We start from the raw sequence: 12,208 nt of genomic DNA on the forward strand, positions 1-12,208 counted from the left end.
ACCGGCTTGACCTAAACCAAACTTGAGGTTTTAGCATGCCATTTTTCACAGCAATAAGAACAAAATAATGAACAGTGATATTTCAACTTCTCGCTTAAAGCAGTTTCCGCCATTAATGTGGATTATGTTATTTGGCTCATTTATAACGCGTGGCAGCTTTTATATGGTGTGGCCATTTTTGGCAGTGATTCTGTATAAAAAATTTGCTCTTTCGGCAACTGAAGTCGGTTCGGTATTGTCACTCGCTGCGGTTATTTCGGTGTTTGTCAGTTTTGTTGGCAGCACCCTGTCAGATAAACTTGGTCGCAAGCCTATGATGTACGCCACAGGTGTGCTTTATATTGTCTCGTTTAGTTTGCTTGCCATCGCCGACACAATCTTAATGTTTACCATTGTGATAACGATCTGCTCTATTGCCACTTCACTTTGGCGGCCGCTCGCATCGGCTTTAATTGGCGATATTATTGTAGATAAAACGACTCGTGAACTTGCGATGCAATCGCTTTATTTTGCGGTTAATGTTGGCTGTGCGGTTGGCCCAATGCTTGGGGTTTGGCTTGGTTTAACTGGCGAGCAATCAAGCTTTTTTATCACTGTTTACGCCTTTGCCTTTTTACTTGTGTTACTAACCTGGGGGTTTAAACATCATGATAAAATCCAATCAAAAGTAAATATAGATAACGCACAAATCGCGCCAAGCCCTGAAACACCTGAAACAAAAACGGGCTTTAAACAAACCTTCAGCGTATTAGTACAAGATAAGCTGTTACAGTGCCTTATTTTGGCAAACATTTTGTGCTTTTTTATTTATGGTCAAATGGATAGTTCACTAGTGCAATACCTCACCCGTGCCGGCGCAAATAATTTGCTCGAACTCATTTCATCAATGATCTTTACCAACGCGTTAGTGATCATTACCTGCCAGTTTTTACTGCTTAAATTAATGGCGTCGCGGCCAATTTTAGTGCGTATTCGTTTTGGCTTGGTGCTACTTATCATCTCGCAAATCTGGTTTGCTTTTAATCCGCTTACGTTTTTTGCAGGTTGGTTAGGTGCGGTAGTAATTATGAGCCTTGCCGAGGCCATTTTATTTCCTACCATGAGCGTACATGTTGATCGTATTGCGCCCACTAACCTTCGCGGCGCATATTTTGGCGCAACCGCATTTTACGATTTAGGCTATGCCTTTGCGCCCATTGGCGGTGGTTTATTGCTTGATATGTATGGCGGTCGAACCCTGTTTTTAGTGTGTAGTGCTATTGCTGTGGTGGTATTTTTACTTTATCTCATTATGGATAAATTAAAGCGCCCAACATTTATTACAGAGCAGCTTGCAACTGAACAAACGGCTAAAACAGCGTAAACTGCTTTGTTTTGACTGAAAAAACAAAAAAGCCAGCAATCACATGCTGGCTTTTTACTTAACAACTTAACTAAGTTAATCGCGTTTATACACCGCCTCAATCGTTGCTTTTGCTAGTGTATTGGCATTTACCATATACCCTGCCACCGCGCTTTTGGTATTTTCTTTTAAACCAAGCGGCTTTGCTAATGCAAACACAGTAAATTGATAACGATGAATGCCATGCCCTTTTGGTGGACACGCGCCACCAAAGCCATTTACCCCAAAATCGTTATTAATTTGTACTGCACCTTCTGGCAGTTGTGGACTTGAACTATTGCCCGCACCAGCAGCTAGTTCAGAAGTGTTCGCGGGTAAATCTGTAACCTGCCAATGCCACCAGCCGCTTCCGGTTGGTGCATCAGGATCATAGGCAAATACCGCAAACGCTTTGGTGTCTTTAGGTGCACCGCTCCATGCTAAATGCGGCGAGATATTTTCCCCTTCACAACCAAAGCCCTTAAAAACATGCTTAGTTGATAACATTTCACCGTTCGCAATATCATTGCTGGTAAGTGTAAAGGTGTTAGCCCAAAGCTGCGCGGCTGATAACAATAAGGTACCGCCTATAATTTGTTTCAACATGATTTGTCCCTTTTTTGATTATTACCCCATCTTAATCATAAACACGTTTAAAATCATAGTGCTTTAAGGTAGGTGGATGTTTTATCTAGTTTGTAAATTTAAGAAACAAGGCTTTAATTTAACTATGTGCGTTGTTGTTATAATTAGACCACTTACACAAGAACTGTAATGGTTCTGTTATAAAATACCTGTTACAAATAAAACCTGTGATAAAGATATTAAGTAACCTAAATTCGGCATAAAAAGCTAGGGACTAAAATGATAGATGAAGTCGGTAAAGTTAGAATTTACCTATTAAGAGCAATGTATGCATTTATTGCCTTTGGTTTAGGGGTTACCACTCTGCCCGATATAGTTTCTGGCTCTGGTCAATTTGCCGATTCAGACACTATTATCAATGCCATCTTAATGGGGTTTTGTCTTCTCTCGCTGCTCGGCATAAAGTACCCTCTTAAAATGTTACCAGTACTGTTGCTTGAGCTTATTTGGAAAGTGTTTTGGCTTTTAGCTTATGCCTTACCAATGTATTTAAATAATGGTCTTGATGAATACGCTCAAGAGCTTGTATTTGCCTGTGCTATGGGGGTGATTCTTACACCACTCGTACTGCCATGGAGCTATTTAGTAACACACTACCTAAAAGCTCCCGCAACACCTTGGAGATGAACCCAAACAGGCCAATTAGTCATCAATAAAGTGAGGATTAATTTTGGCGGTCAGAACATGATCTTGCCATGTGCCGTTTATTTTTAAATAACGTTTAGCCAGCCCTTCTTTTTCAAAACCTAAACGCGTGAGTAACTGGGCACTTTTTGTATTATGTGGCATATAGTTTGCCATCACACGGTGCAACTTTAACTCAGTAAAAACATAATCGAGCCCTGCCTCTACTACCTCAGTCATAATGCCCTGCCCTTGATATTTTTCAGCAACACAATAACCTAGATAGCACGCTTGAAATGGCCCACGCACCACATTAGTAAAGTTACACATTGCCATTATTTCGCGACGTTCAAAATCAAAGGCAGCAAAATGATATGCGCTTTGATTATGAAAATGTGTTTGATAACCATTAATTAGATTTTGCACATTCGCTTCAGTGTAATAGTGGTTATCGCGCGTTGGCTCCCACGGTGCTAAGTGTGCTTTGTTCTCGTTAATAAACGACAACAAGGCTTGTGTATCACCGCTCTTTGGCACATCAATCAGTGTACGTTTGGTTTCGAGTATCATTCCCTTTGGTCTATTGCCTGTTTGTCGGTCGCATGCTGAATTAGATTAACCAGTAACTTACCATGCATTGGGGTAAAACCGGTTTTTTCGAGTTTTTTCTCAAGGTAGTTAGCAAAGTTTTTGCGCTTATCATGATGAGTGCGTAGCGTAAACAATAATTCATGTTGCTTTTGGTTTATTAGTCGCGTGTTATAAATTGGGTCTTCATCAGGCCAATTTTCTACTGGTACGCCTTTGGTTTGATATACATAACTTGAAAGTGTTTGATTGATCCGAGAGTAATCACTTTGACCAATTAATAATTCCAATTCTTTTAATAAGCCGCGGTACAATACGCGCGGAAATAAGCTGTAAAAATCTTTATTTTGGAACGCCTTACCTTTATCTGTTTGCTGCCAATCTGCAAAACTCGACTTCAGCGCATGGACAAAAATACGGCCAACAAAATGTACCTTTAGGTATGTTCCGCCTTTGCTATCAGCGCTTTGTAAAAGATCACTCAAGCGTTTACGATAGTTGCGGTTTTCAGCCTTTAAGCGGCTAACTTCAGCTTCTAACGCGAGTTCATTTTCGCCTTTTTCGAGCTGTTGTTTTTGCAATTGAGCTATACGCTGTTGAGCACTTTGCAATACATCGCGCGTGTCTTTTAGCTCTTGCAGCACACTGCCATTTTTAATTTTAAAGTTAAAATTATGGGTACTGCTTTCCTTGGTATGAGCAACCAAAGGTGAAGCCGCTTTAGTAAGGGCTTGGGTGAGTTTTTTTTCTAAAATCTGCCCTGACTGGCTGCCTTTTAGCAAAGTTGTTAGTTGGTTATTTATTTCATTTAAATACCAAGTATGCAATTGCTTACTTTGCGCCGTGCTTAACCCACTAAATGGGTTAGCGTCTTCCTTATCAAATTCAGACACCTACTGCCTCAAATCCATTCTTTCTAATTCTTAAGTCTGAGCAGGATAGTAGCAGATAAAACCACTAAAACTCTAGCTTGATAATGCACTTTTAGCGCTCACTTGTGAACGCTCTAAAATGGCTACTCCTTGTTCTTTCATAAAGGCTTCAAATGCGCTGGCAAGTAAGCTTTGCTTTCTGTCTTGGCGTTTGGCCAAAAACCAGGTGCTACGAATAGGAAAACCAGTTACGTCTAATTTTACCAAACCCGGTACTTCACCATAATCGAGCGCATGACGGCTTAAAATAGATAAGCCCAACCCCGATGCAACCGCATATTTAATCGCTTCATTGCTTTCTATGGTCATTTTTTCATTCAAGGTTAACTGTTGGGTTTTGCAAAATTGTTCAATCAAATTACGTGTACCCGAGCCTTTTTCACGCATTATAAATGGGTAATGCGATAGACGGTTTAGGCTAACTTCTTGCTGTAAGTGCAATTCGTGCCGTGCTGGTGCGATTACCACCAGTTCGTTATCGAGTAACGGTGTTTTAATTATTTCGGGGCGCTCAGGGCACTGACTAAAAAAGTAAAAATCATCTTCGTTGGCTTCTATACGCTCTTTTACTTCCTGACGGTTACCAATTTTTAGATTGATATCTACCTTTGGATGTTTTTTACAAAACGCCCCTAAAATCAGTGGCAAGAAATACTTGGCAGTAGAAACCACACATAAATTAAGCGAACCCGATGTCACGCTTTTAAGTTCATCAATCGATACAGACAAATTATGAAAACTGGTAAATACCTCATTGGCGCACTTTAACAAGGCTTTTCCTGCATCGGTAAGCACAATGGTTTTGCCATGCTGGCGATAGACCGGCATATCCACCGTTTCGCTTAATTGCTTTAACTGAATCGACACTGAGGGTTGGGATACATGTAACTGCTGCGCCACCAAGGAAATACTTTTGTATTGATCTAGCGCTTTTAAGAGCTGTAACTGTCTTACTGTAGGTAATCGCATACCAATATAGATTTCTATTTATACAATTTTACATAAATATATATTAGCGTTTATTTAATTGCGCGCATAGACTAATTTTTGTCTTATAAATGCATAAAATACAACCTGCATCTCAAAACAACAACGCAGGTGGTGATGCTTTGTATTAGGGAATGAGGAAGTTATGTTAGAAACCATATCGAATAATGTACGCGCGTTAGGAGAAGTACTCGGTCAAACAATTGCCGAAGACAAAGGCGATGTTTGGGTTGATAAAATTGAAGAAGTACGCCTTTTAGGTAAGCGCATTGTGGCAGGTGAAAACCATGCGGTTGAAGACCTACAAACAGTCTTTGCAAATAGTACCGAACAAGATTTATTAATTCATGCTCGTGCATTTAGCCAGTTTTTAAACCTTGCGAATGTGGCAGAACAGCAACACACAACCAGTGAGCAAGGCTTAGCGGAACTTGATTTGCCGCATCCGCTTGACTCACTGTCAGAAAAATTAACCGGTATTGATGCAAACGCGTTTAAACAAGCGCTTAAAAAACTGCATATCGAGTTGGTGCTAACTGCGCACCCAACCGAAGTTAACCGCCGCACTTTTATTCATAAATACAATGAAGTTGCTGATGAACTCAGTAAAGGGGAAGCACCGCTGAGCGGACGCGTGCAAGAAATCATTGAACAAGCTTGGCATACCAATGAAATTAGGCAGCAGCGCCCAACACCACTTGATGAATCACGCTGGGGCTTACACGCCATTACCGACAGTTTATGGCATGCGGTGCCACAATTTGTACGCGAATTAGATGAGCTTTCTCAAACCCTGATTGGCGAGCCGCTGGCTGAAGATATTGTGCCTATTACCATGGCTAGCTGGATGGCAGGCGATAGAGACGGCAACCCGTTTGTTACCGCCAAACTCAGTAAACAAGCTATTTTACAAGCGCGATTAATTGCCGCAGAGCTCTACTTAACGGACTTTGAATCTCTTTATTTAGAATTATCGATGCACAAAGCAACTGATGATTTAATTGAAGCGGATATAAATAATATTGGCCCGTATCGCGCCGTGATCACACAGTTAATTAGCGAACTTAAAGAATCAATCGCTCTGTTACGTGAGGGTAAAACAAAAGGTGCAATTTCATCTTCAGAAGATTTACTTACGCCATTAAAAGCATGCCGAAACAGTTTATTAGCAGTCGGTCTTACTCGCGTTGCTAATTCACAAGTGCTTGACTTAATTCGCAAGGTGCAATGTTTTGGCATTTCACTGGTAAAACTGGACATTCGTCAACACAGTGAACGCCACGATGAAGCCATTGGCGATATTGTAAGCGCACTCGATTTAGGCGATTACGCAACTTGGGATGAAGCACGACGTATTGAATTTTTACTCGGCGAAATAAATAATCCGCGCCCATTATTACCGCGTGTCACTTGGAGTGAAAATACCCAAGAAGTGCTCGATACCTTTGCTATGGTGGCTAAGCAACCCCGCGAAGTGCTGGGTATTTATATTATCTCAATGGCGAGTAAAGTAAGCGATGTACTAGCGGTAAACTTGTTGATGAAAGCGACAGGGTTTAGTTGGGATATGCCCATTGCACCGCTGTTTGAAACATTGGATGATTTAAACAACGCGCCAAAAGTCATGGGCGACTTGCTGAACATAGAGCAATATTTAACGCGTTGTAAAAAGCAGCAATATGTGATGATTGGCTACAGTGATTCAGCAAAAGATGCAGGCGTGTTAGCGGCTACATGGGCGCAATACCAAGCGCAAGAAGCACTCGTGCAAGTATTTAAACAATTTCAGGTTGAACTTAAATTGTTCCACGGCCGTGGCGGTACCATTGGTCGCGGGGGCGGTCCTGCACATGATGCAATTGCATCGCAACCGCCGGGCACACTCGATGGTGGCTTACGTGTCACCGAACAAGGTGAAACCATTCGCTACAAGTTTGGTTTGCCAAACCTTGCTGTGCGCAGTTTGCACCTTTATGCCAGTGCGATTTTAGAAAGCTTAATTCACCCACAACCTGTGCCACCGGCGTCATGGCGAGAGCTTATGAACAACATGGCATCACTCAGTTGTGAAATTTACCGTAGTTATATTCGCGAAGAAGCTAATTTTGTGCGCTATTTCCGCCAAGCAACGCCAGAGCAAGAGTTATCATCGTTGCCACTGGGTTCGCGCCCAAGCAAGCGCCGCTCAGATGGCGGCATTGAATCGCTGCGTGCTATTCCATGGATATTTGCGTGGAGCCAAAACCGTTTAGTATTACCAAGTTGGTTAGGCCTAGGCCAGGCGATTAAAGCGTTTTATCAAGAAAATTCTGAACTCATGAACGAAATGTTGGAAAACTGGCCGTACTTTAAAGCCCGTATTTCATTGACTGAAATGGTGTATTTAAAGTCCGATCCACAATTATCAGCACTGTATGACGTAGCCCTTGTTGAACCTGAGCTACAAGGTTTAGGAGAACAACTGCGCAGCCAATTACAGCAAGATGCGCAAGCAGTACTGACTTTGCTTAACCAAGCTCACACACTTGAGAGCGACCCTTGGAACTTAAGCTCATTTAGGTTACGTCAGCCTTACTTAGTACCTCTACACTTGTTACAAATTGAGGCGTTAAAACGCTTACGCAATAAACCTGAGCACCCTGAGAGCGAACAAGTACTTATGGTCACTATGGCAGGTATTGCGACCGGTATGCGAAATACTGGGTAATAACTTACCGCTAGATTGGTGTTGTATTAGCTACTAAAGCGTGTTGCTCTTAACTGTCTATTTCTGCAGTAACTGGTTTAGATTTAGACTGAATTTAAACCTTAAGAGTCAACATGCTCTACTCACACAATTTTAATAAGGTATTGCTTAATGCCATTTATCAACACGCCTCATATCGTTGGCAAACACCGACGAAAACGCATGCATTTTAGCTTTAAGTAACGATTTTCTTCCCTCAAAGTTACGTGTATAAATCAAGTCAGCTGATCCTACGTATTTATTCCATGCAACCACATAGCGCTCTGCAAATTGCTTTTTTACCCCAATACACGTTGGGACCGCATGATAGTCTTTTCGTGCAAGCCCCGCGAACTCACCTTCCCTAACAACTAAATAACGTGGGTTATCAATTGGTGCGAGTACCTCAGCCACGCAGTCTGCAAATAACGACGATTCATAAAATGTACCGCCTGTAAGTGCAATTGTTAAGCTTCCGTCATAACCTTGTGATGTTTTTACATCAAGCATTCTGAGCGGGGTTGTAAGCTTATTTGTTTTCGCTAATGTTTCGAGCACCGCGTTACCAATTTGCTTCAATGACCCATCGACAGGTAAATGCAAAAGCATTATGCGCAACGCTTTGAGTGTTTTAGGTAAGTTTTTAACAAATCCATACGTAAATCCGCCTGCTAAAAACCATAACATTACTGTTACTGACTGCGGGTATTTCATAAATGACAGACTCATTGCAAGGGCGCTCATCATTCCCAACAAGAGCTCTTGCGTTAAGTACTTAAACGTATTTTTTAAATGGACTGTTTTAAACCGCGTAACTGCTTGGGTTTCTACGGATGGCAAGGTACGGCCTGTTTTATCAATAGTTAATGCACGTTGCCATTTGGCTGGTAGCTGCTCAATATTTTTAAAGCGTTTGATCATCTGCTTGTTGTTGGCATATACCGCAAGCTTCATTGAACTTGTTGTGTTAACATAAAACGCTAATTTTGAATCAAGCCGCTCAAATCCGCTTTCTATTGCGTTACTGTTTTCAGCTAACCCAACGAACGTTAAAAAACGTCTTTGTAAGTTGTTAAAGTCAATTAATCCGTAATAGCTTTCTTTATCAACCGCAACCAAGTGCCAGATACTACTTGCTTTTTGAGGTGATGACTTATCGAGGCGAATAGCCCGTCCTCGCATTTGATTCGTCAACATAAACGAACCAACCGAACTCGCTAACACTAAAGAATTCACTACTGGTGCATCCCAACCTTCTCCAAGCAGTGCCCGCGTCCCAATCAAGGTTTTAAGATCACCATCACACAGTAACTTGGTAAATAATGAAGTAAGTACGTTCAAAGAGCCGGTTACCTTTACATAACCATTAAGCCCAGTGATAGGTGTAAATGCCAGCTTTTCACTTGCATCATCACTTTTGAAATACGCTACTTTACTTTCATGAACAATTGATAAACGTCCTGTCAGTAACGCTACATTTTCCTTAATTTTTGAATGCTTTGCGAGCGTCTCAAATACCGGCCAACTCCCGAGTGTTGTTTCACCAATTTGAGTATTATTGCACAGTGACTCATCTCTAATAAAATCTGTCAGGATCACTTGCCTAAGCTGCTGCTGTCTTTTCTTGTATTCAATGCGATGAATATCAAGGCACCCTTTAATTTTTGCTGAACTGAGTGAAAGTGAACGTTCGAGCCGATTAGAATGCGCTAACATTAAATCGCGTTTGTGCAGAAGTTCAGAAGCTCTAAGCTGCTTTTTTAGCTCAGTAATAAAACGCTCTTGTTCATCATTCTGTGCAAATGTTTTTGAAAAAAGCATTGCTTCTATTAACTTTTGCCACCACGACCGAGTTAACTTAGGAACATCTTCACACGTTAAATCAAGCAGCGCTAACGCGTTTTGTGGTAGTGCTTGTTTGGTGTGTTTAAGTAGCACTAAAATTGCAATCAACACATGCGGAGACTTAATAATATCAGGGGTACTGACTTGTAGTTGTGTAAGCCAAGTATGATGCTTACACATGTCTAAAAATGTCTCGTTCGCCAATAAATGCTTAAACAACTGTTTTACGCGCGCATCAAACTCACGCAATTTTGACCGCTCATTAGCGGACGCATCAACGGCCCAAACGTAATCTTGATGAGGACACAAGGTATTTGCTTTGACCAGCTCTGGTACTGATATTTCTTCGTCGATAGTACCGCACAATTGCTCGTATTTTCCCCATTCATGACCATCAGAATCATAAGGCGGAGTAGCGGTTAAAGAGACCAGAGTGATTTGTGGCAGTGCGTCACATACTGCAGTAAGTACTTTCCACCACTCCTGTCGTAAATGATGTGCCTCATCTAAAATAAGTACGCTTATCTCTGCATTTTTCAAACTTGAAATAAACGCATTTACTTCACAAGAATCGAGTGTTGTTGGCTCATTCTCCTGCTCATCACACTCATATTGTGCGTCTTCATTTTGAGAGATTTTAGCGTGTAATGCTTGGTAGGTAATTGATGTAAAGCTTTTAGGAGTATGCAAGTCATTACTGACCCAAGCCAATTCAAATGGATTATCACAGTCTACAAAATCAGCTAAACGTTCAATCCATTGATCGCGAATGACACGAGTCGGAGACAAAATTAGTGCGTTTTGTGCTAATCGCTTAAATACTTCAATACCTAGTGTGGTTTTTCCAGCCCCTGGCGCTGCAACGATATGAAGTTTGTCATCTTCAAGATGTTCATCAACAGCGTTAAGCACTCGGGATTGATACGGACGCCAAGAATATTTAAAGTTTAACTGCGAGAAATCCATTCGTTATATAACTTTAATGATTACAGAGCCGTATAGTAATCATAAATCCGCTTCAAGCCAACAGCACTATTCTTAGCTCATTATTCTCAGTCCATTTGAAACGGGTAAATTGAACCCAGTTTTAAAATTTGGCTTAGTTCGTCAAGGGCTGTTTGACTTTCTACCAGTAAACTTGGGTCGGCTAAATCATCTTCTGCAATCGCATCTCGATAATGCTTTTCAACCCAGGCTGTTAAAGTGTGGTATTTCTCTTCATCCATTAAACATTCAGGAGCAACAGCGCTTAATTCTGACTCATTTAATGGCACGCGAAGGCGCAAACACGCTGGCCCACCGCCGTTTTTCATGCTTTGTTGCAAGTCAAAATAAATCACTTGAGAAATGGGATTATTTTCATCACAAAGCGTCGCAAGATAGGTCGCAATTTTATCGTTATTTTGGCATTCGGTGGGGGCTACAATGGTCATAGTGCCGTTTGGTAATGTAATAAGCTGGCTGTTAAAAATGTAGCTTGAAACTGCATCTTCAACACTCACATAATCGTGACTTACTTCAATTAAGTGTAGTGGTTTATCACCTTGGTATTTTGTGTTTATAGCATCAATTGCACGTGCGGATTGATAAAATGCCATTTCATGGTAAAGCAGCACATTTTCGTTACCAATTGCGATTACATCATTATGAAATACCCCTTGGTCGATAACATTTGGGTTTTGCTGCACAAATAAGCAATTCTTTTCACATAAGCCATGTGCGCGAGCAACGGCTTCACTGGCTGCTAACGTTTGCCTTGCAGGATACATTTTTGGTTTGATATCTGATAACGCATCTTCACCATAAACAAATAACGATAACCCTTTTTCGCTGTGCGAGTTTGCTAAACGGGTGTGATTTGCTGCACCTTCATCGCCCAATAATGGATGATGTGGTAATGGCTCATGATGGGTAAAATACTGCGAATTATTAAAAATGGCTTTAAACGTACGGCTTGTTTGCTCAGCCTCAATGGCGCGGTGTAGTTTGTTGCTTAAATTAGCCGGCGTAAAGTGTACTTTGCCATCGTCACAATCCAAACTGTTCGATACCGTTGCCGCATTTGCCGACCACATTGAAGATGCCGAATAACAGGCTTTTAAAAACTGCGGCGCATGTTTGGCTGCTTTTGTAATTACGTCTTTATCGCTACCTGAGAAACCTAACTTTCGCAGTGTGTAAGTATCTGGGCGAACCTGCGGCGGTAAAATGCCCTGCCTTAAGCCAAGCTTTGTCATCGCCAGCATTTTTTCAAGACCTTGCAGCGCAGCTTTTTTCGGATTGGCGATTTGCTTTGCGTTATTTTTAGATGCGACGTTACCAAACGATAAGCCGCTGTAGTTATGGGTTGGGCCAACCAACCCATCAAAATTCACTTCGTACACTGTCATCTTTGCATCCTTTTAGTGCAACATTGCACTATTATTAGGCGTTTTTCGTGTTTAAAACCGAAAAAACATGAATACAAAGCTAAGTTGCTAA

Annotated in this window: 9 protein-coding genes; 3 read left to right on the top strand and 6 right to left on the bottom strand. The window is 41.4% G+C overall.

From position 1 onward, the window contains the following. Positions 1-67 precede the first annotated feature (67 nt). Positions 68-1,363 (top strand): MFS transporter, encoded by a 1,296-nt coding sequence (locus tag L1068_RS04505; protein WP_237129274.1) that lies wholly within the window; start codon positions 68-70, stop codon positions 1,361-1,363. Positions 1,364-1,438: 75 nt separating this feature from the next. On the opposite strand, the gene L1068_RS04510 is transcribed toward L1068_RS04505, so the two are convergent. Further along, positions 1,439-1,987 (bottom strand): YbhB/YbcL family Raf kinase inhibitor-like protein, encoded by a 549-nt coding sequence (locus L1068_RS04510; protein ID WP_237129275.1) that lies wholly within the window; start codon positions 1,985-1,987, stop codon positions 1,439-1,441. Positions 1,988-2,245: 258 nt separating this feature from the next. Here L1068_RS04510 and L1068_RS04515 point away from each other — a divergent pair, with 258 nt between their 5' ends. Beyond that, positions 2,246-2,653, top strand: a complete 408-nt coding sequence (locus tag L1068_RS04515; protein WP_237129276.1) for a hypothetical protein — start codon at positions 2,246-2,248, stop codon at positions 2,651-2,653. A 15-nt stretch (positions 2,654-2,668) separates the two neighbouring features. Here the strand turns inward: L1068_RS04515 and rimJ are convergent, their stop codons facing one another. The 3 genes from rimJ to L1068_RS04530 all read right to left on the bottom strand — a co-directional run bounded on the left by rimJ (position 2,669) and on the right by L1068_RS04530 (position 5,139). Continuing rightward, positions 2,669-3,220 (bottom strand): ribosomal protein S5-alanine N-acetyltransferase, encoded by a 552-nt coding sequence (gene rimJ / locus L1068_RS04520; RefSeq protein ID WP_237129277.1) that lies wholly within the window; start codon positions 3,218-3,220, stop codon positions 2,669-2,671. Further along, positions 3,217-4,131 (bottom strand): hypothetical protein, encoded by a 915-nt coding sequence (locus tag L1068_RS04525; RefSeq protein WP_237129278.1) that lies wholly within the window; start codon positions 4,129-4,131, stop codon positions 3,217-3,219. The genes rimJ and L1068_RS04525 overlap by 4 nt, the downstream gene beginning before the upstream one ends. A 72-nt stretch (positions 4,132-4,203) precedes the next feature. Further along, complete coding sequence (locus tag L1068_RS04530) at positions 4,204-5,139, bottom strand: LysR family transcriptional regulator (protein WP_237129279.1); 936 nt, start codon at positions 5,137-5,139, stop codon at positions 4,204-4,206. A gap of 163 nt (positions 5,140-5,302) precedes the next feature. Between L1068_RS04530 and ppc the strand changes: the two genes are divergently transcribed. Further along, positions 5,303-7,864, top strand: a complete 2,562-nt coding sequence (gene ppc, locus L1068_RS04535) for a phosphoenolpyruvate carboxylase (protein ID WP_237129280.1) — start codon at positions 5,303-5,305, stop codon at positions 7,862-7,864. Positions 7,865-8,011: 147 nt separating this feature from the next. Here ppc and L1068_RS04540 read toward each other — a convergent pair whose 3' ends face one another. Both L1068_RS04540 and astB read right to left on the bottom strand, forming a co-directional pair. Then, positions 8,012-10,693, bottom strand: coding sequence for a DEAD/DEAH box helicase family protein (locus L1068_RS04540; RefSeq protein WP_237129281.1), 2,682 nt, complete (start codon positions 10,691-10,693; stop codon positions 8,012-8,014). An 86-nt stretch (positions 10,694-10,779) separates the two neighbouring features. Then, entirely contained in the window at positions 10,780-12,117 is a 1,338-nt protein-coding gene (gene astB / locus L1068_RS04545) for an N-succinylarginine dihydrolase (RefSeq protein WP_237129282.1), read from the bottom strand. Positions 12,118-12,208 lie beyond the last annotated feature (91 nt).

The sequence above is a fragment of the Pseudoalteromonas sp. MMG024 genome (assembly GCF_021654175.1).
Taxonomy (GTDB): Bacteria; Pseudomonadota; Gammaproteobacteria; order Enterobacterales; family Alteromonadaceae; genus Pseudoalteromonas.